This window comes from Desulfosporosinus sp. (genome assembly GCF_014237355.1).
In the GTDB taxonomy this organism is placed as follows: Bacteria; Bacillota; Desulfitobacteriia; order Desulfitobacteriales; family Desulfitobacteriaceae; genus Desulfosporosinus.
The window spans coordinates 36,643-61,285 of record NZ_JABZFS010000002.1 but is presented as its reverse complement, the minus strand read 5'-3'; the positions used below and the strand labels follow the sequence as shown (position 1 = coordinate 61,285).

Genomic DNA, 24,643 nt, shown 5'->3' with positions numbered 1-24,643 from the left:
TAATTTGTCCGCCGCCTTTTGCTTTTAGTTCCTTTTCAGAATTACTGCGTTACTGATAATGATACGATTAACACAAAAACAAGCTGGAAGCAATTATGCTACCAGCCATGTCTTTGAACTTATCCCATTTTCCCTAAAGCCGTTTCAATACGCTCTAAAGCTTTTTGTATATTCGCTACAGAATTTGCATAGGAGAAGCGGAGGTAACCTTCCCCGTAGGAGCCAAAGGCGGTTCCTCCTAAACAAGCGACGCCTGCCTCGTTTAAGAGATAATCAGCGATCTCTTTACTGTCTTTGTCGAAGGACTTTACATTTGGAAATACATAGAAGGAACCCTCTGGTAAGAGGCAACTTACTCCGGGTATAGAGTTTAAGCCGTTAACCATAATATCGCGACGTCGTTTAAACTCAGCAACCATATTATCGACTTCGTCCTGAGGTCCTGTGAGCGCTTCCTTACCGGCCATTTGAGTAAATGCCGAAGTGCAGGAATTAGAGTTGACCATAAGTTGAGCAATACGGGCAGAAATTTCTTGATGCATCACCCCGTAGCCTAAACGCCAGCCAGTCATTGCATAGGTCTTAGAAAACCCGTCTAAGATAATGGTCCAATCCTTCATTCCTGGTAATGAGGCAATGGAAAGCGGATGCGTTTCTCCATATACAATGCGGTCATATATTTCATCAGAGAGAACTAGGATCTCTTTTCCCCGAACCAAGTCAGCGATGGATTTGATGTCTTCATTTGTCAGAACCCCACCAGTAGGGTTACCGGGGGAATTAATTATGAGCATTTTTGTTTTAGGTGTAATCAGTTGGGCAAGCTCATTTACGTCTAAACGGAACTGGTTTTCTTCTCGCAAAGGGATTGGGACAGGCTTTCCGCCTACAAACCGAATGACTGATTCATATATAGGGAAGCCGGGGTTTGGATAAATGACTTCATCTCCTGGATTCACAGTCGCCATAATAGAGAAAAACATAATGGGTTTTCCGCCGGGGACAATTACTATTTCCTCAGCAGAAGTATCAACATTTTTATGATTACGAATATAGGTGGCGATTGTCTCCCTTACTTCTGGAATACCGGGTGCGGGAGTATAGTGAGTATATCCGCTGGTTAGAGCATGGCACGCAGCGTCAATAATATTCTTAGGGGTATCGAAGTCCGGTTCGCCAATCTCTAGATGAACAATATTTTTTCCTTGAGCTTCTAACTTTTTGGCTTTTGCTAAAACTTCAAAAGCTGTTTCGGTACCGAGCAAGGACATTCTATCTGCAAGTACTTTTTTCATTAACTATCATCCTTTTTGAGAGTTATTAGGATTTTTTTTGTAAACCTCCGGGTTTAGACAAGTAGGGGGAAGTTCTCCATTCATTGCCGCTATTATATTAGACACAGCGATCATGCCCATTTTAGTGCGGGTGTCAATTGTGGCACTGGCAATGTGAGGGCAAACGATAGCATTGTCCAGTTCCAATAGACCTTCAGAAAATTCAGGTTCGAATTCATAGACATCTAGGCCTGCACCCCAAATTTCTCCCGATTGTAAAGCCTTCACTAGGGCGGCTTCATCAACTACGGGCCCGCGAGAGGTGTTAATTAGAATTGCCGTATTCTTCATAAGCTTAAACTCTTTCTCACTCAATAAATGATGGGTTTCAGGGAGAAGAGGAGTATGGATTGAAACAAAATCGGATTCTTTTAGAAGAGTCTCCAAACTGACAAATTGGCCACCCGTTTCTTTTTCGAATTCAGGGTTAGCCGCTATATCAGTATAAAGTACCGTCATATCAAAGGCCTTTGCCCTTTTTGCAAAGGACAAGCCAATTCTACCAGCACCTATGACGCCAACGGTTTTATTCATTACATCTTGCCCAAGAAAAAGCATCGGGCCCCAACCCTTATAGTTTCCCATTCTTGAGTATTTATCCGATTCAACGACTCGTCGTGCAACAGAAAACAATAAAGCCCAAGCCATTTCGGCCGTTGTATCCGTAAGTACACCAGGAGTGTTGGAGACCATAATTCCACGATCTGTTGCTGATGGAATATCAATGTTGTTGTAGCCGACTGCATAGTTAGCAAAGATTTTGACCCCTTTAGCAGTATCCATGACCTCTGAATCAATTGGATCTGTAAGTAAGCTCAATACAGCATCTCTGCCTTTAACTTTTTCCAATAGCTCAGATCGTTCAAGAACCCGACCTGTACGATTAACTTCAATGTCGCAAAACTCTTCTAGTCTGTCAAGAGCTGGTTTTGGTATTTCATTCGTAACATAAACATTCCACCTAGTCATGTTTAACCTCCCAAATTGTAATCTAGCAAGTCATATGAGTATTATACCAAAAGCATATTGTATTATTACTCAAAAAGATAGTCCAGGCGCCAAGACCTAGACCTTTTTGCAGAATCTTATTTTCAATTTAAAATTTTTTTGAAGCAGGATCTTCTTGACTGCTTTCTATAGGTGTCCATCTTATTCTTATGCACGTTCTGAAGATACATAAAAGAGTATTTAGTCTCAGGTAGAAGGGATTTATCAAATTAATATAGAATGTACACCCTAAGAGGAAAAACTATTAAACGGCTTTTAAGAAGCATGTGCCAACAAATTAAGAGTAAGAATTTGGATAAATAGTTGTCCATTGGCAGGCATGTTCATAAGCTGTAGTCTGTTTACCCGCAAAATCTTTTTTCTGAGTATCTGCGTCTAATGGTTCAGTACATTCTTGATACAGATCTAACCCAATAACTTCAAAGTCATTTGTCATCTTCTTAATCTCCTTTTTTTAATGTAATTAAGGTTCGATTTTATGGTTGGACTTTTGTAGGTTGTTTTAAAATGTGTTATTTACTTAAAAATTATTCGCAATTTAGTTGTAAAGAATTATGAATCATTTGTTGAAATGGCGATTAGATGAACTTTCTGAAAGGGGCTAATCTATGCCACTCTCTCAAAAGTCTTATTCTCAAGAGAAACTATGCTTGCTTTACGTTCTAATGAACGGAATATTAATTATATTTTCGGAATTGACAATCTATTTTTTTAGTAAAGATTACGTATTAGCTTTTAAATATATAGGAGTTAGAAGCGGGCTCTTGGTCCTGTTTACAACGTTATTCTTTTACCAATTCAAGAGTTATACATGTAAAACTCTTGAATCCAAGAACTTGCAAGCAATCAAAACAGTAAGCAAGCAGAATCGGAAAGTGAATGAAGAATTGTTAGAATCCACTTTTAACGGTATTACTCAGCGTATCCTTTCCGAACAACCCCTGAATGATATCTTCCAATACTTATGTGATGAATTAGTTCATTCTGGGGGGTATCCAGTGGCTTCAGTCGGGTTGAAAATGCCGGAAGGTTCGATTAGGATTGTTGCTCATGCCGGAGTTGGAAATGAATATGTTAAAGAAGGGATTAAAATAAGATGGGACGATAGCCCAGAGGGACAGGGTGCCATGGGTAAAGCTATCCGCAGTGGTTCGTCGCAAGTTGACAACCTAGATGAAAATCCCCACTTTGAACCATGGAGTGATATTTTTAAGAAATATAACCTGAAGTCGATAGTAACCCTACCCCTGTTAGCGCACGGTCAATGCTTAGGGGTAATAGCCCTTTATACACATGTCCCAGATCATTTCGATTCAGAGTGCGTTGAACGTCTGCAATCCTTGGCAGAACAGATTACTGTAGCCCTTCTAGCCCATGATGATCGAAGTAAACTTCGGATTCAAAGTACAGCTCTTTTAGCCGCCGCAGATGCCATCGTGCTAACAGATCAAACGAGTAAGATCCTCTGGGCTAATCCTGCCTTTGGTAAATTAACAGGTTATTCCTTAGGAGACGTATATGGTAAGAAAATGAGCTTCCTTCAATCAGGCTATCAAGATAATAGATTTTACAAAAAAATGTGGGATACGGTTCTCGCTGGGGAAACTTGGCGTGGTGAACTAATTAATCGCCATGCAAAAGGAACCCTCTACCGAGAAAAGATGACTTTAACTCCAGTACAAGCAGACGGTTTAGCAATCTCTCATTTCATTGCTATTAAACAAGATGTCAGCGACCAACGAGCTCTTATGAACCAGCTTTCCTACCAGGCACATCATGATGCATTAACAGGCTTGCCGAATCGGATATTATTTAAAGATCGTGCACGTCAAGCCATTGCTCAAGCACACCGTCATAAGACCCACGTTGCATTGCTTTTTCTCGATCTGGATCGATTCAAACTCATTAATGATACACTTGGACATACAGTGGGGGATCAACTTTTGCAGGCTACCGGAGAAAGACTTAGTGCTTGTTTAAGGGAAGGGGATACTGTGTCTCGGCAGGGGGGAGATGAATTCCTAATTCTTCTACCCGAAATGCGTACAGAAGACCAAGTCGCACAGGTGGCCCAAAAGCTCGTAAGTATCTTCACTACACCCTTTCAACTGCATGAGCAGCAAATCTATATCACTGCAAGCCTTGGTATTGCTATCTTTCCTACTGACGGAGAAGATATCGACACCTTGATTAAACATGCTGATACCGCTATGTATCACGCTAAAGAAGAGGGGCGTAATCGCTATCAGTTTTATACCCTTGCTTTTAATCGTACTCTTTCCGAGCGATTGGGCTTGCAGAATGATATGCGACGAGCTTTGGCCTACGAAGAATTTGTACTTTACTTCCAGCCACAGTATCGAATCAGTGATGGTCAGATGTGTGGTATGGAAGCTCTGGTGCGCTGGCAGCATCCTGAGAGAGGTTTTCTTCTACCGAGAGATTTCATTTCGACGGCTGAAGAAAGCGGGCTTATTTTACCCCTGGGAGAATGGGTCTTGCGCAAAGCTTGTCAACAAAACAAACGTTGGCAGGATATGGGCTATCCACCTGTTCGTGTTGCTGTCAACCTATCTGCACGTCAATTTCACCAGACGAATCTAGTCAAACAGATCGCCCAGATACTTAAAGAGACTGGCTTAGACCCAAAGTGGCTTGAACTAGAAATCACGGAGAGTATAAGTATGGAAAATTCGTCATTAACCCTTACTATACTTCGGGAACTCAAAGCGATGGGGATTCATCTCTCAATGGACGATTTTGGTACGGGTTTTTCGTCACTAAGCTATTTAAGCCAGTTTTCCTTGGATACTTTAAAAATTGATCGCTCCTTTGTGAGCTCGCTTAATATTCGATCGGATGAGAAAGCACGCGGGAATGAGATCGTGACGACGATAATTCAACTTGCGCATAATTTAGGTCTTCGGGTCATTGCCGAAGGGGTAGAAACCAAAGCTCAGCTAGATTTTCTCCGCTCTCAAGGGTGTGCTGAAGTGCAAGGATACCTGTTAGCTAAACCAGTATCAGCTGAAGACCTGGTCTATTACTTAATAGAGATTAGCCAAAATTTAAAGAAGTTCCAAAATACCAACGTGACGTGTGGTTAAGTTAAGTCTAATAGGGTTGAACGTTTAACGCTCCGCTTTGTTCGAAGTTATTAAGTCAAGTGGAAGCTAGTTCTCCTAATATTACCTCAACCTGCTGCGTTCGTTCGTCGCGAATATAGGTTATTGTTACTTTATCGCCGACATTATTTTTATAGAGTTCTCGAATAAGGTCCGAAGGATCTTCTACTTTAACATCGTTAACCATGGTGATGACATCCCCGTTTTTGATTCCAGCCTTAGAAGCTGGTCCATTCGGTAATACGCTTGCAATGTAAGCTCCTTGAGGTTTGTTGTTAATTGTCGCGTAGGAGTTGTATTGATCATCTGTACTCACTAGAAGGGCTGGATGTTTGGCCACACCAGATTTAATTAGTTGATTGATGGTTGGTAGAGCATCGGAAATTGGGATAGCGAAGCCCATTCCCTCAAAGCCAGTTGCCGCATATTTTACCGAATTAATGCCTATAACCTGTCCCTGATAATTCACAAGGGGTCCGCCACTATTTCCGGGGTTGATGGCGGCGTCCGTTTGTATTAGATTGTGAGCTTCTACACCTTGGAGGTTAAGGGCACGATTGGTTGCAGAGATGACTCCTGTGGTCACTGAACGTGCAAATTCATCTCCGACAGGATTTCCGATAGCGATTACCGATTCCCCAACTTCAACGACTGAAGAATCTCCAAGCTCAACTGCCGTTAGATTAGTAGTATCCGAAATCTGTAATACTGCAAGATCAGTGCGTGGATCAGCACCAATGAGTTTCGCATCAAGAGTACGTCCATCACTCAAGCTGACAGTGATCTTTTGTGCGCCCTCGATCACATGATTATTAGTCACGATATATCCCTTTTCAGCATTAACGATAAAACCAGAACCGTTGCCAGCTTGTTGAAGACCTGAGTTTCCTGAAAAGCCCCGGCTGGTTTGGGAATTTGAAACACCCACTACAGCTGGGCCGACATCTTTGGCAATTTGTGCTACTGGGAAATTGGTTTCAGGGGCTGTAACATTCGAAACTTGTGTAAACCCTGAAGCTGTTGTTTGCGTTGGGGAGGATATATTAGTAGGATATATATAGGGGACCGCAGCAACAGTTGTAAGACCACCGATGACAGCGCTCATCAGACAGAGGCTGGCTAAGGCGATGACATTTTTCTTGGGTTTTGAACTGGGGATAGGCCGAATTTCTTCTTCCATTACAAAGCCTCCTCGAGAAAATTAGCATCCTTAGTGAATCTATGTATTAAGGATAACGAATAAGTGTTAAGGAAAATGGTACAAATTATGAAAGTTTATTGGAGCTCAAGTGGGGATTTTGTGAAATAGTAGGACTGTATCAAGGGTGCTGAACTATTGAAAGTCTTTCTCAGGTTGTTTTCATCAAAAACTGTGACGGAATAGGAAGTGTACTATGAAATCTGAAGTAAAACAATCCGTATGCCCTTATGATTGCCCAGATATGTGTGGGCTTTTAGTAGAAGTTGTTGATAATCAAGCAGTAAAGGTGACAGGGGATCCAGAACATCCCTTTACCAGAGGAACTTTATGTCCTAAGATGCATCATTATGAGAGAACTGTTCATTCCCCTCAGAGGCTAACTCAGCCTTTACTGCGTATAGGGGAGAAAGGAGAGGGCAAGTATAAGAAGATTACTTGGGATGAGGGAATTCAACGGATTGTCAACGCTTGGAAGGAGATTATTTCAGAATACGGGGCCGAAGCAATCTTGCCTTATTCATATGCGGGTACCATGGGTCTTGTCCAACGCAATTCTGGAGAAGGGTTTTTCTATCGATTAGGAGCCTCAAGATTAGCTCGTACAATATGCGCCTCATCTAAGGGCTATGGTTGGACTTCGGTTATGGGGGAAACTTTAGCACCCCACCCCAATGAAGTCGAAAAAAGCGACTTTATTATTTTATGGGGAACGAATGCTCTGGCAACAAATATTCACCTGCTGCATAAGGTTCGAGCAGCAAAAAAACGTGGTGCCACGGTTTGGTTGGTTGATACCTATGAGAATCCTACAGCTCAAATAGTCGACAAAGTGGTGCTTGTAAGGCCTGGGAGAGATGGTGCTTTGGCCTTAGGTATAATGCACATCCTAGTGCGTGAAGGGTGGATAGATCAACCCTTTGTTGCTAGATATGTCCAAGGGTTTGAACAACTCCGAACAGAAGTTTTGCCTGATTATACGCCGGATAAAGTAAGTCGAATGACTGGGATTGAAGTAAGCCTGCTCGAAGAGATGGCACTACAATATGCTAGAGCTAGTGCACCCTTTATTGCTTTGGGTTCCGGGCTTTGTCGTTATGGAAATGGCGCCATGACCGTCAGGGCAATTACATGTCTTCCTGCACTCATAGGAGCTTGGAGCAAACCGGGAGGCGGACTGCTGGCTAGTATTTCCACGGGTTCCGCCTTTAATATGAGTCGAGTAATACGCGAAGACTTCTTACAAAAGCCAACTCGTGTTGTGAACATGAATCAGCTAGGGGATGCCCTGACGGAATTATCGAATCCTCCGATCATGAGCATGTACGTATACCACTCCAATCCCGCTGTTGTAGCTCCCGACCAGACTAAGATTATTACCGGACTAAAGCGAGCGAACCTTTTTACGGTTGTCCATGAACGATTTATGACGGATACAGCTCGTTATGCTGACATTATTTTGCCAGCTACAAGTTCCTTAGAACATTCGGACTTATACAGATCTTATGGACATTATGGCATCCAGAAAGCGGCAGCGGTTATTCCCCCAGTCGGTGAAGCTAAATCCAATTGGGAAGTTTTTCAGTCGCTCGCCCATGGAATGGGTTTTAAAGAGCCATTTTTTAATCAAACCCCTGACGACTTAATCAATCAACTGATTGATCCACCCAAGCCATGGCTGGAGGGAGTCGATCAGTTGAAGCTGCGAGCAGGCCAATATGTAGAACTCTCCCTACCAGAGAACTACAAAGCAACCTTTCTTACTTCAAGCGGTAAGATCGAGATATACAATCCCTTGGAAGATGAGCCTTTGCCAATCTACTCAGAGCCCTACGAGGATGATGCCCCTTTTTATCTAATGAGCGCCCCTAGCGTCTATTCCTTAAATTCTTCCTTTAACGAGCGACCTGATTTACTGCGTAAGAGGAAGGCTCCCTATCTCTTAATGAACCCTGAAGACGCTGGTAAAAAGAATTTGCAAGACGGTCAGAAGGTGATCGCTTTCAATGAACGGGGGGAGGTCCGGTTTATTCTTAAGATAACGAAAACCGTTCCCCAAGGTGTAGTTGTAACTGAAGGCTTATTTTCCAGTGAAACTCAACACGGAGGTAGTACTGTAAATGCCCTAACCGCCCAACGCTTAACAGATAAAGCTGAGGGTAGTACTCTATATGATGTTAAAGTCGATGTCCGTTTATGGGAGAATTAACACTGTTTAACTAAAAGCCCGATGATTGATGTGCTCTCACATCGATCGATCGGGCTTTTAATGATCCTTGTTTTAATCCCTCCGACGGAATACTATGTGCTCCATAATCAATACAGCGATTACCCCTACTACAAAGCCATTCCCTAAGACAGGTCTAAGAATTGGGGGGAAGGTATTCAAAACTGCTGGAGGTAGATAAGATATGATGACCCCAAGAATCATAGGCAGACCGATGATTAGGCCAGAGTTAAACTTATAGTTTTGACTCAATGCTACCTGGAGACCACCCGCGATCTGTGAGCACATCAGATAAACCATGGAGCTACCGATTACTACGGAAGGGATGCTGCCTAAAACAGCGATGGTTTTAGGTAAAAAGGATAACATTAATAGTCCAATGCTTGTTGGAATCAAGGTGTATCTAGAAGCTGCTCCGCTGGCGATAATTACCCCCGAACTGAAGGAAAAATTCACCGACCCGATGACTCCTAGGAAACCTGAAAGGACATTAATCAATCCAGTCACAATAACCCCTCTTGTAATCCGTTTTTCCATGTTATCCGGTTTAATTAGTTCATCGACTGATTGAATTGATCCTAGATCATTGACAGAGAGAGCAAGAAAACAAATCAAAAAGGAGAGGAAGACACCCGAATCGAAGACGAAGGAAGGGCGTAGCCCGTTCCAAAAGGTAGCAACTGTCGGAAGGTCGTAAGTAGAAGGAAGTGATTGTGGGAATATAAGGAAATGAGCTAAAGTTCCTCCGAGTATAGCCCAAAAGATGAGGGTTGATTTCCATAAACCTCTCAAATAGTTCGCTGCAATAAACATGCTGAATATCATAACTAAGGAGAAGCACAGGTGGGCAAAGGAACTTGCCTGAGTCGTTGGAGTAGTAATTAGATTAAGAATCATGGGTGTAAGTGTCAAAGCAACCAGAATTAGAATCACCGCTATAACAGTTGATGTGAAGAGTTTCTTAAGTTGGGCAAACAGTCCAGTAACGCTTATAGCTGTTAATAGTAGTCCGCCTAAGAAAATCGAGGTATATACCGCTTCAAGGTTGCTCTTTCCTCCGGCCGCCATGCCTACTAAGAAGACCGTTGCCGGACCGATGATGATAGGAAGGCGGTGTCCCCAGACAACTTGTGAGAATAGGGCTATGGCGACTACAAAAAAAAGCTTTTGAATGTAAACGACCTGTTGGCTTAACCCGCTAGGATGAAGACTGGTTACTGCAGTTCCCATAATAAGAATAATGGGGGCTATGATTGCCAGCCATTGTATACTAAATAACAGGAGATGCCCCAAAGGGGGAATTTCATTAAGTGCGTATTTAAACTTCATGTGTTTCACCTACTTATTTTGGTAAATGTAGTTACTTTTGAAGACTAATACTTATTATAGCTTAAAAAGGGACTATGTACATCCCTAAGGTATCTTTAGTTGGGGAAGGAAAGGGGGTTTGATTATCTTTAGTGCTCAGTGGATCTATATTGTGTCTTTTTTCTTTTTATAGGCGCGTTACAAACTTATAGAACATAAATTAAGGAAAGAGATTTGCGCGTGCTTAGAGGAGGATAAATATGCAAATACATGTAATAAGATCCGGTGAAACTCTTACTAAAATAGCCCAGGCTTATGGTCTCTCTGTTCAAGAGATTGCAGAAACTAACGAAGTCCCGGATCGAAATAGGTTAGTTGTAGGTCAAACCTTGGTAATACCAACCTATGGGGAATACCACTGGGTTCAGCCTGGAGAAAGTCTATGGTTAATCAGTCGACGCTATAATGTCACGGTAGAAGAACTAGTCCGAATTAACAATATCCAAAATCCTAATAACATTCCAATTGGTTTACGCTTATACTTGCCCCAGAAACCAAAGCGGGTGGTAGAAACAAATGCTTACATTGATCCAAGGATGACTAGAGGCCGATCAGCGGCTGCTGTTGATAAAGTAGGAGAGCATCTTACCTACCTGGCTATTTTTAGCTATGCAGTCAATCGGAACGGAGAGCTTACTCCGGTTGAGGACCAGCCATCGTTAAATGCTGCCTTTAATGATAGAGTACTACCTTTATTAGTTTTAACTAACTTTGAAGAAGGTCAATTCAGCACGGAAATTGCCACGGCAATCTTGACGAATGAAGCTTTGCAGGATCGCGTGCTAAATCAGGTGCTTCAGATAATGGAGGAAAAAGGATATAGAGGTCTTGACTTTGACTTCGAGTATTTGGGAGCAGAAAATAGAGAACGATATGTTCGCTTTTTACAAAAAGCTCGGCAGTTATTAAAGCCTCGTGGGTATTACCTTTCCGCTGCCCTAGCACCTAAGTATCGAGCAGGACAACGGGGAGTTCTATACGAGGGTCATGATTATCAAGCGATTGGTCAAGTTGTCGATTTCATCTTCTTTATGACCTACGAATGGGGATGGTCTGGAGGCAGACCAATGGCAGTGTCGCCACTACCACAAATGAGACAGGTAATGGAGTATGCGGTATCTGTCGTACCCAGAGAAAAGATTATGTTGGGGATGCCCTTGTACGGCTATGACTGGACACTTCCCTATGTAGAAGGGGGAAAGTTTGCGAAGTCTTTCAGCCCTCAAAGGGCTTTGGAGCTCGCGATTCGCTACGGTGTAAGCATTAATTATGACCAAACTTCTCAAGCTCCATGGTTTAGATATACAGACGAACAGGGAAATCAGCATGAAGTTTGGTTTGAGGATGCCCGAAGCATGCAGGCTAAATTTGATTTAGTCAAGGAACTTGGGATTCGAGGCTTCTACTACTGGGTATTAGGAAATGACTTTCCTCAAAATTGGCTATTAATTGAAGATAATTTTGTGGTGCGTAAACTTATATAGAGGGACGAGAATGTTTGTGGTGAATACAAGGAAACTATAGAGCAAGTAGCCTACCACTCAACTAGGTAACTACTTGCTCCTATACTTAAAACTCGAGTAAGCGACCATACTCAACTTAAACACTAGGAGGATGTCTTAAAGACACCCTCCAATTAAACATAATACGAAACTCATTGTTTAGGAGCAGTACCTTGACCAGCAGCATCAACGGCAGTACCTGCTCCTGGAGTTTTCCCTGCATCAGGTCCAGTCGCACCCCCAACAGCTGACCCTACTCCCAGATTTGCTTTGAGTTGTGCTTGTCGGGCCAAATCAAGCCCCTCACTGAGTATTCTTAAGGCCTCTTTAGGACTGTGCCATCCCATACTATTCTCCGCTGAAATGTAATCCCATCGCCACTGGGCTTGACGGTGCAAGTTTCTTGACTCATTCATCATATCAGCTTTAGCAGCAGGGTTCTTAGCAGCGGTTGTAATGGCATTTATCGCATCTGAAAGAGCCGTTTCTAAGGAAACTTTTGCCTTAAACACTGTATCCTGTGTCCCGATGACTTGATTTTTTAGGTACTCTTCGCTCTGATTATGACAGGTTTGACAGGATTGAGAAATATGATTAAGTGGACTTTGGAGATGATGAGAGGACATTTTGGTTTGACCCTGTTTTACATAGGGCATATGGCAGTCTGCACAGGCAACGCCATTTGCTGCATGAACCCCTGTTGAGAAGAGTTCGTAATCTGGATGTTGAGCTTTTAGCATAGGAGACTGGCTTTCTTTATGATCCCAATCTTTGAAGTTAATCTCGTTATATAACTTTTCTGCATCATCCATTTTTAAGCCGTAGTTCCAAGGAAAGGTGACTTTCTTGTTTTCTGGTTTGAAATAATACTCAACATGGCATTGGGCACAAACCATGGTACGCATTTCTTGACGACTAAAATTGGCAGGATCCATTCCTCTGGTTTTCAACGCGTCAAGAAGAGGAACACTTGTGATCGTAAGGGCCATAGTTTTGGGGTCATGACAGTTAGCGCAGGAGACCGGATGCTTTATCTGGTCCTTTAGGTCTAAAAATGGAGTTGACCAGAAGGCATCCCCCATTGTATCAACCAATGGTTTTACGTTAGGACTCTTGCAATTCCAGCAGGAGCTGATAGTTTTTGCCCCTACACGCTGAGTACCCGTAACATCTTCTAAAGCCCAAACATGCCCTCGTTCTTCGTTATAATCTTCCGAAAAAGGGTATCCGGCAAATAGTTTAATTTGAGCAGGGGATTCTTTCAAGTGGGATTCTGGAACGGAACCACCGTATTTGGAATTTCCTTTGGTTTGTTCCTTTTGCTTTAGGTAACTAGCATATTGATCAGGGTATACTTTTCCCCAGACAGCAGGATCTAGTTCTCCTTCAGGTATAGCAGCCGTTGTGGAAGGGGTTGGGGTTTGCTGATTACATCCGAGTGCAAGAACCGCTATCATTATTAACATAAGACCAAGTAATAGGGAACTTTGCCATAATTTTTTCATTAATTAATTGCCTCCATTCTTAACGTATTACCGTATAGATAGGTTGACTACTGAAAGGTTGAGTGGGCGTATCATGTGGCTCTCCGCGATGACAATCAAAACACTGTTTTCCATCACTAGTGTTAATTTGGGCAACGACGGTGGAATGACAGCGAAGACAGTTTCGCTGAAGTATTTTTCGACTCCATTCTTTAGTATGTAGTGTATCAGGTGGATCAAAGGTGTTTTTGTAATAATCTCTGGCACCTGAATATCCTTTGTAGGCGATTTGCTCCAAGATATTATCATGAGGAATGTGACAATCCTTACAACCGACTCCGTTTGTTTCACGATGTACACTGTGAAAAGAGGTTTCATACGGTGGCTTCATAATGTGACAGGTTGTTCCGCAATAATGGGTAGTCGATGTTCGCTCATATTGACCTACAAGAAAAATTCCGAAGACTATTAAGAGGGGTAAGCTGATTAACAGCCACTTTTTTGTCCTTGACGATAAGTTTTTCATAAGAACCTCCTCCCACTTTAATCAGTTCTAGTATGAACGTAATATCTTATAATATGTAAGGGCTATCTGAAATATTGCCATGTAACAATGGAACTTGAAAAAGGACCCTAGGCCAAGCAAGAGCTTGAAGCCTAAGGTCCTATAAGCAGTGGGATAAGTTAAATTGGGTCGGAATTATTTTAAAGTACTCTATTTTAGGAAACCATTAAGAATTGTATCCTCGGCCTCCTGCTCAGAGAATCCCATGGACATTAATTTGATCAATTGTTCGGATTCTATTCTGCCAATGGCAGCCTCATGCACCAGTTGTGCTTCGCTATGATGGGCTGAAATTCTTGGGGTCGAAAGAACTTGGGCGTTATGCATGATAATTGCATCGCATTGTATATGACCTCGACCTTTATTTCGACCAACTAAATCAAAATAAAATACTTGCTTTGAATCGTCCTGAGCAACAGAACGGGATATTATCTGGGCGGAAGAATCTGCTCCAAATAATTCTACAATTATATTTGATTCTGCTTGTTGATCTTTGTAGGTAAGAAGTCTTTCCGTCACAACAAGCTTCGCATTATCCATTAGGCGAATTTCTGTATCCCTTTTTGTTTGGTCAATTCCCTTTATTTGAACTAGTTCGAGCTCGACCACAGCACCTTCTTCGACCTCAATGATTGTTTTAGGATTTAAGACCCTTTGTCCTTCGCCGTTACCCTGTCCATAATGCTTTTCTACATATTTAAGTTTGGCGCCTTTTCTAACGAAAAAGGTGTGTATTCCGTCATGCTGGGATTTGTGGTGTCCTGCATTATGTATTCCACATCCCGCAACGATCAGTACGTCAGAGTATTCACCAACTTCAAAGGTATTATAAACAACATCGTTAATGTTTTCTTCTGTTACGATAACTGGGATATGGACACTTTCTCCTTTGGTATAGGGTTTTATAATAACATCGATCCCTGACTTATCTGCTTTGGTGACAATATCTATATTTGGGGTTGTGTTACGCTGTATTCCCGAACCATTTTTACGGATGTTAAAAGCCCCTTGGGGAATCTCATGAAGGTCAGCCACTTTCTCTAGCATCAGTTTATCCAACGCATTCAGCATTTTGACCAACCCCTTTCACGCATTTAGTACTGCATGCACAATCACCGTTATTCATGATTCCGGCAAGAATAATATCTCGTTCAGATTGAGCACTGATCGCTCCATTAGACATAATAATTATTTCGTCCGCTAGCTCCATGATTCGTTCTTGGTGGGAGATAATGATAATGGTAGTATTATATTTCACGTGAATATCCCTAAAGGTTTCAGCAAGCTTTTGAAAGCTCCATAAATCAATCCCGGCTTCAGGTTCATCAAAGACCGCAACCTTTAGATTACGGGCAAGTACTGTAGCGATTTCGATTCGTTTCATTTCTCCGCCTGAGAGACTGGCATCCACGTCTCTATTTAGATAATCCTGAGCACATAATCCGACATCATATAGTAAATCGCAAATATTTACTTTTTCCGGATTATGTGAGGCAGCCATCTTTAGAAGTTCTTTTACTTTTATGCCCTTAAAGCGTGGCGGGCTCTGAAAAGCATACCCAATACCCAGACGTGCTCTCTCTGTAATAGTCAGGCTGGTAATAGCTTGTCCGTCCAGTAGAATTTCGCCTGAGGTAGGATTATAAACTCCCATAATAATTTTGGCCAGAGAAGATTTTCCTCCACCATTTGGCCCTGTAACCACATATATTTTTTTGTCATGGAATTTTAGATTAATATTTTTTAGAATTTCAAAACTTGTATCTCCTTCTATTTCCAGAGATACTTTTTGTAGCTCAAGCATTCAGACTCCTCCTCTATGTCAATTATGTTCACAATAACATAATTCTACATTTTATTATAGCTGAATTGATAAAAGTATTGTATAAAAAAGAATTAGAAATAGTATTACCTAACCTTGTAATGAATGGAAAGAAAAGACTGAGTATGTAGCGCAACGGTCGTAGGAGACCGTTGCAGATTCCAATTAAGCGAATTCTACTGTTCCACCAGCTGATTGAACTGCATTGATAATTGAGTCGAGATTCGCAGCGGTACTAGATCCGCCACCAAGGAAAGGCAAACGAATAATTAAACAAATGCCACTAGGTGAAGCGACTTCGATAAGGTTTAACAGATTGACGACAGCACCCGGTGGAATAAAAATTCGTAGCAGTGTTCCTGGCAGTGGACCGCATTGAGGTGGTTTTGGTTTTGGTTTAAAGCATGCTTGGGGTGAATTAGATCCGCTGAAAAGCATAATATCACTCCTCTTCTTTCATGTGACTGTTTACACAGTCCATAAGATCTCCAAGATCAGAGGGGAAAGTTATAGAGTGATAACATTTGCTTTCTGCTCTATTGTATGATTGATTGTCCAAGATGGTTACAACGGAAAAGCAAAGCATGATTTATAGAGAGGCACAGGGTCCAACTGAGCATTTGCCACAAACATCGCAAAGACCTAAATCGGGAAAGCGTTTATCTACGTCTAATAACTCTGTATAGCATCGTTGTTTGTCCAAACCTTCGAGTGTCAAAGCTCCTGTAGGGCAGTTTTTAACACAAAATTGGCATTTTGAATCTTTAAGGTATAAACAATTCTCTATGCTTCCACGAGGAGATGCTGGTATTTTAGCGGAAATAACAGTACTGCCAAAACGGCCTGCGCATCCAGCTTTGGTAATTAGGAGGTGATTAATCCCGAAAGTACCCAGCCCTGCAACATAGGCCATGCTTTTGTTAGACCAACTCGCAGTGAGATCTTGTTCATTAAAATTGTGGGTGGCCGGCTGTGTAACTACATTTATTCCGAGAGGAGTTAGTTCTTTCTTAAGCTCAGAGCTGATCCTTTTGATGAGGGCGTTCGTTTCTATGTAGGCTACAGCCCACTCTCTAGCTACTTCAGGGCTTTTTCGATTAGCATTCACAATTGTTTCTGCGAAAGGTAGGAAGAACGCTATAACCGTTTCAGCGCTTGGAAGGAGTTCTGTTGGGTGTAAATGATGGGGACCAACAATTTCTTTCATTTGATCAAATAATGGATCATGGGCAGAGGCAAATCCTATCAATGGTTTGCGATATTGGGTAATAGTAGTGACATTCTCGACTTGGCGGTTAATTAAGTCTATAATCTTCTCTGCTAACATCTGCAATAGCTCCCATCTCCTCTAGTTAGTCTTCTCAATACTAGTATGATAAAGCATAATACATATGAAACAGGGTTCTGTCCTCCCTGTTTCGCTAAACGACGTTTATAATCCATTCTTTAAAAGAGTCGACACTATCAAAGGCTTTGGCTGGATTCATTGCCAACACTTTTTGAGCTTGTGCAGTTTCGGCCCAAAGTGCGCTAATTGGTAAAACACCCACTTCTCTAGCAGATTGAACATCATAAGCAATGTCACCCACATAAGCGACTTCATCAGGCGAAAACTCCCATTGGTCTAGAATTTGCTGAATATGTTCAGGTTTACTGGCTCGGTCTTCTGAACCAGTTGTTATAACTTCAAAATATTTCTTTAATCCCGAATGTTTTAGAGATATTTCCATGCTGCCAGCACCTTTTCCGGATACAAGAGCTAATTTGATTTTCCTATCATGCAACAAGGTAAGAGCTTCGACAATACCAGGAAATGGTTCAGCATAGGGCACATGAAGACGGTTATATTCGTTAAGATAAAACTGCAAACTTTCTCTCCAAGAATCAGGATACAATTTTTTAAAGATTCCTTCTTCCGAAGGTCCAAATAAGGAGGATAATTCTTCATTAGAGTATTCTCGGCCAGAGAATTCTAATAAGGTACGACTTAAACTGGTGCGTACCACTGGCAAAGAATTAATTAACGTCCCGTCCAGGTCAAATATAAATCCTTTAAGTTTCATTGTTTACCCCTTAAGTACTAGAGTTAACTGACTTTTTCTGATTAATTTTATAACAAAATTAGGATAAACGCTATACCTACTTACCTACTCTCTTTTTTGTTTGCTTATTAATCATATTTAGTAGAGTTATAGTTCGGCGATTGGCCCAGCGTAATTCCGTCGCTACGACAGAAACTTCCATTAATGCTCGTAAATAGAAGACGCCGCTAACTTTACGGTTCCACTCATCAATAGCCTGGTCAAATAATTCCCAATAAACAATATCTTCCTGATGAAAGCCTGGACTTTTCTTGTCTGAGATTCCTAGGTGTAGAGAACTAATAAGTCCAGCAAGCTTCTCGTAGCCAACGGACAAGATTTCTATAATTCCCTGAAATTCCGCTGTTATTGCTTCCAGTTCAGCGGGAGAATAGGACTCTCTTCTTCTATTGACTCGCTGTGCTGTCATTTGATTAATGCTTTCTCCACGTTCGATAAAACCACGACAAATTTCCAATAGTCGTTCTATAAAGGGAGGGTTGTCTTCATAAGTCATTTCTTCTCGGGCATGATCATATAGGATAGTCACTTCCTCCAACAAGTTATTCTGTTCTTGTGGATCAGGTTTTTCATAGTAGGAAAGGTCACCTGCATGAATGAAAGTACGTAGACTATCCAAAAAATAATTCGAGGTGAGAAGAACAAGAGAGGGAAGAGTACTAAGAAACTTCGATTTATATTTAGGCGGTGCTAGGATTCGGTTAATTAATAGGGCGACCCCAAGACCGACAAAAATGCTGAGAGATCGGGATGAGGCATTGATGAGAAAAGTTTCTCGGGGAGAATCGAGGATAAAAATAATTGATACTATCCCCATGACAATCCCGTTCGACCAACCTATCCAATTACACAACAAAATAAGAAAAACTGCCATAGCTCCAATGAATAAGGGATTCGTTCCAAAGAGTAACCCTATTATTAAGGAGAAAGTTACAGCGAGTAAGTGAACCCCGATTTGTTCCCAAGCATTCGTTAAGGATTTACTAACGGAAGGTTGCATATTTACAACAGCCGTAATGGCTGCAAAAGATGCGGGTTCGATATTAAATACTTTACAGATGAAAAGTGACGCTGCTACAGCTAGTCCTGTTTTAATGGTACGTGCTCCAATAAGCATTTTGGGCCCCCCTTTTTAACTCACCAATTTAATAGTTTATCATAGGTGTAGTTTAGAAGCTAATGACTTATAATTAGTTGGAAAAATAAAGCTTTCCGAGCTGTATCAAAGAATCTTTTTGGAAAAGAAGGAGAAAATGTTGCTAGGTTAAGCTTTATAAGTGTTAGTATAAATAAAGGGATTCAAGGATATTTTGCCGAATAGCAGAATGTTAGTTAATAAAATAAATTATGGAAAAACCAATTACTAGATTTATTAATCCATTAGGTTTATTTGACAATCGGGAAGGAGAACATAAAAGTCTATGCGTATTGTCATAGTTGGAGCGGGTAAAGTAGGATTCAGTTTGGCCCAGCGATTATCTGAAGAGGGACATGAAATTACAGTAATTGAGCAAGATGAAGAGCGGCGTCTCATCGTTCAGAATGGCTTGGATGTGATGACAATCAGTGGAAACGGAGCTAGTCCGCAAATTCTTGGGGATTTTAGTTTGTTGAAAGCTGATCTGATGGTGGCTGTAACAGACAGTGATGAAGTGAATATGATTGCTTGCATGGCCGCTAAACAAGCAGGGATAACTCGTACTATTGCTCGTGTAAGAAATCAGGAGTATGCTGGGAGAAATCAGCTTGAATTCAATAAGGCCTTAGGTATTGATCTAACCATCAACCCGGAAATGGTAACAGCCGTTGAAATAAGCCGGATTCTTCTCACTCCAGCCGCTTTGGATGTCGAAGACTTCGGAGATGGCAGAGTGCGCCTCTTAGAAGTTCGCGTTAGAGCGGAGTCCCCATATGTGAATATACCTCTTAAGAAATTGACGTTACCAGAGCGGATACTCGTTGTCGGAATCCTACGTCAGAACCGAATGATTATTCCTCATGGTACGGATTGTTTATTGCCCCAAGACAGTGTTTTCTTTGTCGGGGCACAGAGTGCTATTGAAGAATTCAGCGAGCAATTCTCTGAGCGGAAAACCAAGATTCAGCGTGTTATGATCATTGGTGCCGGTCGAATAGGAAGACATCTAGCAAGAATTTTAGACGATGTTGGAATTTCAATTAAAGTAATTGAAAAAAGTCGTGAACGTTGCAGTGAATTGGCAAAGGTTATCGATAAGGGACTTGTGCTGTGTGGTGATGGTACGGATATTGATCTTCTAATCGAAGAGGGAGTTGGGGAAACGGATGCCGTCGTTTGCCTAACCAGTGATGATAAGCTGAATTTATTGCTTGCTCTTTTAGCTAAAGATTTGGGAACGCAGAAGACGGTCGTTCGGGTAGGCCGTTCAGAATATATGGCCCTCATGGGGAAAGTAGGGGTTGATGTGATCCTTTCTCCCAGACTTTTAACTGCGGGGGTAATATTACGACAAGTGCGCCAGGGGGAAGTGGTTTCTGTATCACTATTGGAAGGCGCCAAAGCTGAGGCTATGGAAATCGTGGTTTCTGCGAAATCCTCGATCATTGGTCGTAAACTTAAAGATGCAAAGATACCAGATAATATTTTGATCGGAGCCCTTGTAAGAGGGGACGACCTTATTATTCCTGATGGAAACACTATACTTCATACTGGAGATCGCGTTGTTATCTTCACGCTTCCAAACTTAGTTAAGAAAATTAGCAAAATATTTTAAGGCAGGGTAAGGTAATGAACTATTCATTTGTAGGTAATATTCTTGGCCGTTTAATGATTGCCTATGCTGGATTTATGGGAATCCCTTTTCTAGTAGCTTTGGTCTGGCAGGAGGGGAGCATGCTCTCGTTTCTACTCTCCATAATTATAACTTTCGTTGTAGGGCTCATTCTATTGGCCTATGGACAGAAAGACGGGCGCATGGGTGTGCGGGAAGGATTTGTTATCGTCGCTGGTGCTTGGCTACTTACAAGTTTTACTGGAGCCTTACCCTATGCAATTAGTGGAGCTGTACCTACCTATCTTGATGGGTTGTTTGAGTCAGTTTCAGGTTTAACCACTACGGGTGCGAGTGTCATTGATAATGTTGAGATACTGCCTAAGAGTGTTCTTCTTTGGCGAAGCCTAACCCATTGGCTCGGAGGAATGGGGATTATCGTTTTATTTATCGTCCTTCTTCCCAATATGACGGGTGCAGTTCATCTATTCAATGCAGAGGTTACCGGGCCGACGTCCGAAAGGGTACTCCCTAGAATCCGAGATAATGCTCTAAAACTTTGGCAAATCTACATGGGTTTTACAGTTTTGCAGTTTGTTCTTTTGTTATTAGTAGGTATGCATTGGTTTGATGCTATTAATCATTCTTTTGCAACGATGGCTACAGGGGGATTTTCGACCAATAATACTAGTATAATGTACTATGATAATTTGGCGATTGAACTCATTATAGTGGTTTTCATGATCATTGCAGGTGTTAACTTTGGATTATATTTTCAAGCTTGGCGCTCCGGGATTAGCAAGATATTTAGAGATATTGAGTTTCAATTTTATCTGGGGATTATCATAGTCTCGACTCTTCTAATTTCCCTAAGCCTGTGGTGGACTATGGGTATTGAAGGGGGAAATTCACTAAGACAAGCACTCTTTCAGGTTGTCTCAATTATTACCACTACGGGTTTTATGTCAGCTGACTTTGATCAGTGGCCCTCCGTAACCAAGATTATCCTTTTATGTCTCATGTTTATAGGTGGATGTGCAGGTTCTACTGCCGGTGGAATGAAAGTGTCTAGAATTATACTTCTTTTTAAACTTGGTTGGGTAGAGTTAAAAAGAACAATTCACCCTAAAGCAGTAATTAATGTACGTTTTGCTAAAAGGTCCGTTGATCCTGTTATTCTTAATACAGTATCCGTTTTTTTCTTTCTCTTTTTCTCTATTTTTGCATTTGCCACTCTGCTCCTCGCTGCAACGGGGTTGGAGCCCTTTGATGCCATGAGTGCGGTGGTTGCAACTTTGGGAAATATCGGTCCAGGTTTTGGGGTAGTCGGTCCCTCAACAACGTATTCTTCAATTAACCCCTTCGGTGAAAGCGTCCTTATTCTCTGCATGCTCCTTGGTCGACTGGAGATCTTTACTTTGCTGGTAATCATTCAGCCGGAATTTTGGCGCAGCCGTAAAGGGTGGTAGGTTTTATGGGAAGTCTTCTCACATCGGATAAAGGAAGTATAGAAAGGGATAGGAAAGATGATCGAGATTAGAAATGCTAAAGAAATTGATTTTGAACAAATCTGGACGATCTTACATGAAGTCTTTTCTAAGGGAGATACATATTCTTTCTCGCCTAATATTTCTAAAGAAAATGCACTGCATATTTGGGGAGAAGTACCATTAGCAACCTATGTGGCAACACAAAATAAAGAAATTCTAGGGACTTATTATTTAAAGCCTAACCAACCTGGTTTAGGGTCACACGTTTGCAATGCGGGTTATGCGGTCAGTACTGAGTCTAGAGGTAAAGGGATCGGTAAGCTGATGTGTATGCATTCTCTTAAAGAAGCTCGTGTTTATGGGTTTAAGGCAATGCAGTACAACTGTGTAGTAAGTTCTAATCATCCAGCCATTGAATTATGGAAGAAATGCGGTTTTAACATAGTTGGGACTCTTCACAAGGCGTTTAAACATAGGGAAAACGGATTTGTCGATGCTTTTGTTATGTATCAATGGTTTGATGATATTCAAGAGCCATAGCAAAATTTAATGACATTTAATGGATAATCAATTTTCACTTCAGTACGTTTGATGATACGGGCTGTAAACTTTAGTTTACGGCCCGTTTATCATGCTAATGCTGTTCGAAAAATACACCTGATTTTATTCGTCTAAAAGCATGGACCATGCAATGGGTAACAATAAAAAAGAAAAAAAAACCATTGTGAAAATTGTCGTATTATGTTAGATTATCGTAGAAAGAGTAATTAATGAATCTAATTGCTATTCCCTGTTTTCCATTATCGTGACTGAAGATGCGTATTAAAACGCGAAAGGAGTTGTAAAGAGATGTCACAAAATAAGCGGATAAATTTATCTCGTCGTACTGTGATAAAAGGTGGAGTACTGCTCGGAACGGCTGTTGCAATTGGACTCAATCCTATGAAGTTGGTCCAAGCAGAAGAAACTGTGACGAGCGTTGCAACCAACGCGAAAAAACAAATCGGTTTTAGCTACGATGAAGGCAAATGTATTAAATGTAAGGCCTGTGTATTGGCTTGCCAAGAAACTTACAAATGGGAGAAGGATACTCCTTGGAGAACTCTTCTTCGTAGTAAAAAAGGTGACGTCTTATCTATGAGTTGTAATCACTGTGCCGATCCGGCTTGTGCCAAAGTATGTCCAGTAAAAGCTTATACCAAAAGGGAAAGCGACGGAATTGTCGTTCAAGATTCTAGCAAATGCGTTGGTTGTGGTTATTGCTTGTATGCCTGTCCCTATCATGCTCCTCATATTCAGAAAAAAACCGGTGCTGTTTCAAAATGCCATTTCTGTTATGAACTACAGGATTCTGGATCAGGTCCTCGTTGTATAGGAGCTTGCCCTACTCAAGCCTTAACTATGGGAGATATGAAGGAATTATCGAAAATCGGAAACCTAGATTTTAAAGGACTTCCTAATCCTAATATTACGAACCCATCTATGATTGCAATTCCAAAATAATAAAAAACGGGAGGAGGAATTCAAAATGGGACATTGGGGTTGGCTCATTGCCATATACCTATTTTTGGGTGGACTAGGCGCAGGCGCATATCTGACTTCTTTTGCAGCGGAAAAAGGACTCCTAGGAAAAACAACCAATTTGAATCGAGCGGGTTATTATGTTTCTGGACCCCTTGTTGCTTTTGGAGCCTTTCTATTAATTTTTGATTTAGGGCAAGGTTTAAAGAAACCTTGGCTGATTATCAACATGTTTCTCAATTTTAGTTCGGTTATGACCTGGGGGATTTATATTCTTAGTGCCTTTATCTTTGTAGCCTTTATTAAGGGGTATTTTGTTTGGAAGAAGAAACAAGCTCCAGGTGTATTATCTTATGTCGGCGCATTATTGGCGTTATCAACAGCTGCTTATACAGGAATGCTGTTGGCAGTCGTTGAAGGAGTCCCCTTTTGGAACTCATATATAATGCCAGTAGTTTTTGTGGTATCTGCTCTTTCCACGGGTTTATCATTGACCTCGTTACTAGCACATTTTTTCGAAAAACACCAGGCACACGAGGCACGAGTTACTCAAGTTCACTTAGGATTAGTTGGAACTGAAATTTTAGCACTTGTTGCTTTCTTTGCACTCATTTATTCAGGAAGCCAAGGAGCCGTCGCTAAGGTATCTGCTAACCTTTTACTGACAGAATCTCTTGCTATACCTTTCTGGCTGCTCCTCATAGTAATAGGTTTAGTTGGACCCTTGGTGTATTACCTTCAACTGTCACGTGGTTATAAAAAATCAACTTTGTTGTCGGAAGAACCAGGTATGCATGGGGAAGCAAAACAGGCAACTAGAAGTAGCGCGAAAAGTGGTAAGCTATCATTGCTTTTTGATGGAGCAGTAATGGTTGGTGGACTAACTTTAAGATGTTTGATTGTTTTCGCAGCACTTCCTGTTTGGAATGGTCAAATAGGTTAATATTAGGTGTCTTCAAATAAATACGCTAAGGTTTAAGAGGGGAAGTATAGCTTCCCCTTTTTTTGTACGTGAGAAGAAGGTAATAAATGCCTTCGAGTCAATTAGTTTTTTGAGGGATTGTTTCCAGGCTGGTTTCTAGGTAAACTAATAAGGGAAATGTAATCTAAACAAAGCACTACCTACGACCAGAAGTATGAGGAGGCT

The 24,643-nt window shown here is 41.4% G+C and carries 21 protein-coding genes; 8 read left to right on the top strand and 13 right to left on the bottom strand.

Translation table 11 applies throughout. The features are described 5' to 3' along the window. Window positions 1-119: 119 nt before the first annotated feature. The 3 genes from HGJ98_RS00300 to HGJ98_RS00290 form a co-directional block, all read right to left on the bottom strand. A complete protein-coding gene (locus tag HGJ98_RS00300; protein WP_291348990.1) occupies window positions 120-1,295 on the bottom strand; it encodes a pyridoxal phosphate-dependent aminotransferase in 1,176 nt (391 codons plus the stop codon). Window positions 1,296-1,301: 6 nt separating this feature from the next. Then, window positions 1,302-2,303 (bottom strand): D-glycerate dehydrogenase, encoded by a 1,002-nt coding sequence (locus tag HGJ98_RS00295; protein ID WP_291348989.1) that lies wholly within the window; start codon window positions 2,301-2,303, stop codon window positions 1,302-1,304. Window positions 2,304-2,619: 316 nt separating this feature from the next. Next, on the bottom strand, window positions 2,620-2,778 hold the full coding sequence (locus HGJ98_RS00290; protein WP_291348988.1) for a hypothetical protein: 159 nt from the start codon (window positions 2,776-2,778) through the stop codon (window positions 2,620-2,622). Window positions 2,779-3,217: 439 nt separating this feature from the next. On the opposite strand from HGJ98_RS00290, the gene HGJ98_RS00285 reads away from it, so the two are divergent. Beyond that, window positions 3,218-5,449 carry an EAL domain-containing protein gene (locus HGJ98_RS00285; RefSeq protein ID WP_291348987.1) on the top strand — a complete coding sequence of 744 codons (2,232 nt, stop codon included), beginning with the start codon at window positions 3,218-3,220 and terminating at the stop codon, window positions 5,447-5,449. A 55-nt stretch (window positions 5,450-5,504) separates the two neighbouring features. Here HGJ98_RS00285 and HGJ98_RS00280 read toward each other — a convergent pair whose 3' ends face one another. Next, complete coding sequence (locus HGJ98_RS00280) at window positions 5,505-6,647, bottom strand: trypsin-like peptidase domain-containing protein (protein ID WP_291348986.1); 1,143 nt, start codon at window positions 6,645-6,647, stop codon at window positions 5,505-5,507. 214 nt (window positions 6,648-6,861) lie between these two features. On the opposite strand from HGJ98_RS00280, the gene HGJ98_RS00275 reads away from it, so the two are divergent. Continuing rightward, window positions 6,862-8,874 carry a molybdopterin-dependent oxidoreductase gene (locus tag HGJ98_RS00275; RefSeq protein WP_291348985.1) on the top strand — a complete coding sequence of 671 codons (2,013 nt, stop codon included), beginning with the start codon at window positions 6,862-6,864 and terminating at the stop codon, window positions 8,872-8,874. 72 nt (window positions 8,875-8,946) lie between these two features. On the opposite strand, the gene HGJ98_RS00270 is transcribed toward HGJ98_RS00275, so the two are convergent. Further along, entirely contained in the window at window positions 8,947-10,221 is a 1,275-nt protein-coding gene (locus HGJ98_RS00270; protein WP_291348984.1) for a solute carrier family 23 protein, read from the bottom strand. 239 nt (window positions 10,222-10,460) lie between these two features. On the opposite strand from HGJ98_RS00270, the gene HGJ98_RS00265 reads away from it, so the two are divergent. Beyond that, window positions 10,461-11,744 carry a glycosyl hydrolase family 18 protein gene (locus HGJ98_RS00265; RefSeq protein ID WP_291348983.1) on the top strand — a complete coding sequence of 428 codons (1,284 nt, stop codon included), beginning with the start codon at window positions 10,461-10,463 and terminating at the stop codon, window positions 11,742-11,744. A 170-nt stretch (window positions 11,745-11,914) separates the two neighbouring features. Here the strand turns inward: HGJ98_RS00265 and HGJ98_RS00260 are convergent, their stop codons facing one another. From HGJ98_RS00260 to HGJ98_RS00225, 8 genes are all read right to left on the bottom strand, one after another. Beyond that, window positions 11,915-13,267 (bottom strand): ammonia-forming cytochrome c nitrite reductase subunit c552, encoded by a 1,353-nt coding sequence (locus tag HGJ98_RS00260; protein WP_291348982.1) that lies wholly within the window; start codon window positions 13,265-13,267, stop codon window positions 11,915-11,917. 19 nt (window positions 13,268-13,286) lie between these two features. Then, window positions 13,287-13,772: a NapC/NirT family cytochrome c gene (locus tag HGJ98_RS00255; protein ID WP_291348981.1), complete on the bottom strand. Its 486-nt coding sequence runs from the start codon at window positions 13,770-13,772 to the stop codon at window positions 13,287-13,289. Window positions 13,773-13,961: 189 nt separating this feature from the next. Beyond that, the gene (locus tag HGJ98_RS00250; RefSeq protein ID WP_291348980.1) at window positions 13,962-14,882 is read right to left on the bottom strand and encodes a SufD family Fe-S cluster assembly protein; all 921 of its coding nucleotides are present in this window, start codon (window positions 14,880-14,882) and stop codon (window positions 13,962-13,964) included. After that, on the bottom strand, window positions 14,863-15,615 hold the full coding sequence (locus tag HGJ98_RS00245) for an ABC transporter ATP-binding protein (RefSeq protein WP_291348979.1): 753 nt from the start codon (window positions 15,613-15,615) through the stop codon (window positions 14,863-14,865). Before HGJ98_RS00245 ends, HGJ98_RS00250 begins: the two co-directional genes overlap by 20 nt. Before the next feature lie 183 nt (window positions 15,616-15,798). Beyond that, window positions 15,799-16,071, bottom strand: a complete 273-nt coding sequence (locus HGJ98_RS00240; protein ID WP_291348978.1) for a hypothetical protein — start codon at window positions 16,069-16,071, stop codon at window positions 15,799-15,801. A 151-nt stretch (window positions 16,072-16,222) separates the two neighbouring features. Then, entirely contained in the window at window positions 16,223-16,960 is a 738-nt protein-coding gene (locus tag HGJ98_RS00235; protein ID WP_291349031.1) for an epoxyqueuosine reductase, read from the bottom strand. A gap of 94 nt (window positions 16,961-17,054) precedes the next feature. Next, the gene (locus HGJ98_RS00230) at window positions 17,055-17,696 is read right to left on the bottom strand and encodes an HAD family hydrolase (protein WP_291348977.1); all 642 of its coding nucleotides are present in this window, start codon (window positions 17,694-17,696) and stop codon (window positions 17,055-17,057) included. 76 nt (window positions 17,697-17,772) lie between these two features. Next, window positions 17,773-18,852 (bottom strand): aromatic acid exporter family protein, encoded by a 1,080-nt coding sequence (locus tag HGJ98_RS00225; RefSeq protein ID WP_291348976.1) that lies wholly within the window; start codon window positions 18,850-18,852, stop codon window positions 17,773-17,775. Between the two features lie 304 nt (window positions 18,853-19,156). On the opposite strand from HGJ98_RS00225, the gene trkA reads away from it, so the two are divergent. The 5 genes from trkA (at window position 19,157) to nrfD (ending at window position 24,439) form a co-directional block, all read left to right on the top strand. Further along, window positions 19,157-20,488, top strand: coding sequence for a Trk system potassium transporter TrkA (gene trkA / locus HGJ98_RS00220; RefSeq protein WP_291348975.1), 1,332 nt, complete (start codon window positions 19,157-19,159; stop codon window positions 20,486-20,488). 14 nt (window positions 20,489-20,502) lie between these two features. After that, on the top strand, window positions 20,503-21,954 hold the full coding sequence (locus tag HGJ98_RS00215; protein WP_291348974.1) for a TrkH family potassium uptake protein: 1,452 nt from the start codon (window positions 20,503-20,505) through the stop codon (window positions 21,952-21,954). 57 nt (window positions 21,955-22,011) lie between these two features. After that, on the top strand, window positions 22,012-22,515 hold the full coding sequence (locus tag HGJ98_RS00210; RefSeq protein WP_291348973.1) for an N-acetyltransferase: 504 nt from the start codon (window positions 22,012-22,014) through the stop codon (window positions 22,513-22,515). Window positions 22,516-22,824: 309 nt separating this feature from the next. Continuing rightward, the gene (locus HGJ98_RS00205) at window positions 22,825-23,478 is read left to right on the top strand and encodes a 4Fe-4S dicluster domain-containing protein (protein WP_291348972.1); all 654 of its coding nucleotides are present in this window, start codon (window positions 22,825-22,827) and stop codon (window positions 23,476-23,478) included. A 25-nt stretch (window positions 23,479-23,503) separates the two neighbouring features. Next, entirely contained in the window at window positions 23,504-24,439 is a 936-nt protein-coding gene (gene nrfD / locus HGJ98_RS00200) for an NrfD/PsrC family molybdoenzyme membrane anchor subunit (protein WP_291348971.1), read from the top strand. The last annotated feature ends 204 nt before the right edge of the window (window positions 24,440-24,643 follow it).

Excerpts from the sequence above, each read along its gene's own strand:
- HGJ98_RS00290 (WP_291348988.1), bottom strand. The coding sequence starts at position 2,778 with ATGACAAATGACTTTGAAGTTATTGGGTTAGATCTGTATCAAGAATGT.
- trkA (WP_291348975.1), top strand. The coding sequence starts at position 19,157 with ATGCGTATTGTCATAGTTGGAGCGGGTAAAGTAGGATTCAGTTTGGCC.
- HGJ98_RS00235 (WP_291349031.1), bottom strand. The coding sequence starts at position 16,960 with ATGTTAGCAGAGAAGATTATAGACTTAATTAACCGCCAAGTCGAGAAT.
- HGJ98_RS00225 (WP_291348976.1), bottom strand. The coding sequence starts at position 18,852 with ATGCTTATTGGAGCACGTACCATTAAAACAGGACTAGCTGTAGCAGCG.
- HGJ98_RS00295 (WP_291348989.1), bottom strand. The coding sequence starts at position 2,303 with ATGACTAGGTGGAATGTTTATGTTACGAATGAAATACCAAAACCAGCT.
- HGJ98_RS00255 (WP_291348981.1), bottom strand. The coding sequence starts at position 13,772 with ATGAAAAACTTATCGTCAAGGACAAAAAAGTGGCTGTTAATCAGCTTA.
- HGJ98_RS00280 (WP_291348986.1), bottom strand. The coding sequence starts at position 6,647 with ATGGAAGAAGAAATTCGGCCTATCCCCAGTTCAAAACCCAAGAAAAAT.
- HGJ98_RS00260 (WP_291348982.1), bottom strand. The coding sequence starts at position 13,267 with ATGAAAAAATTATGGCAAAGTTCCCTATTACTTGGTCTTATGTTAATA.
- nrfD (WP_291348971.1), top strand. The coding sequence starts at position 23,504 with ATGGGACATTGGGGTTGGCTCATTGCCATATACCTATTTTTGGGTGGA.
- HGJ98_RS00275 (WP_291348985.1), top strand. The coding sequence starts at position 6,862 with ATGAAATCTGAAGTAAAACAATCCGTATGCCCTTATGATTGCCCAGAT.
- HGJ98_RS00215 (WP_291348974.1), top strand. The coding sequence starts at position 20,503 with ATGAACTATTCATTTGTAGGTAATATTCTTGGCCGTTTAATGATTGCC.
- HGJ98_RS00300 (WP_291348990.1), bottom strand. The coding sequence starts at position 1,295 with ATGAAAAAAGTACTTGCAGATAGAATGTCCTTGCTCGGTACCGAAACA.
- HGJ98_RS00250 (WP_291348980.1), bottom strand. The coding sequence starts at position 14,882 with ATGCTGAATGCGTTGGATAAACTGATGCTAGAGAAAGTGGCTGACCTT.
- HGJ98_RS00270 (WP_291348984.1), bottom strand. The coding sequence starts at position 10,221 with ATGAAGTTTAAATACGCACTTAATGAAATTCCCCCTTTGGGGCATCTC.
- HGJ98_RS00265 (WP_291348983.1), top strand. The coding sequence starts at position 10,461 with ATGCAAATACATGTAATAAGATCCGGTGAAACTCTTACTAAAATAGCC.
- HGJ98_RS00245 (WP_291348979.1), bottom strand. The coding sequence starts at position 15,615 with ATGCTTGAGCTACAAAAAGTATCTCTGGAAATAGAAGGAGATACAAGT.
- HGJ98_RS00210 (WP_291348973.1), top strand. The coding sequence starts at position 22,012 with ATGATCGAGATTAGAAATGCTAAAGAAATTGATTTTGAACAAATCTGG.
- HGJ98_RS00240 (WP_291348978.1), bottom strand. The coding sequence starts at position 16,071 with ATGCTTTTCAGCGGATCTAATTCACCCCAAGCATGCTTTAAACCAAAA.
- HGJ98_RS00230 (WP_291348977.1), bottom strand. The coding sequence starts at position 17,696 with ATGAAACTTAAAGGATTTATATTTGACCTGGACGGGACGTTAATTAAT.
- HGJ98_RS00205 (WP_291348972.1), top strand. The coding sequence starts at position 22,825 with ATGTCACAAAATAAGCGGATAAATTTATCTCGTCGTACTGTGATAAAA.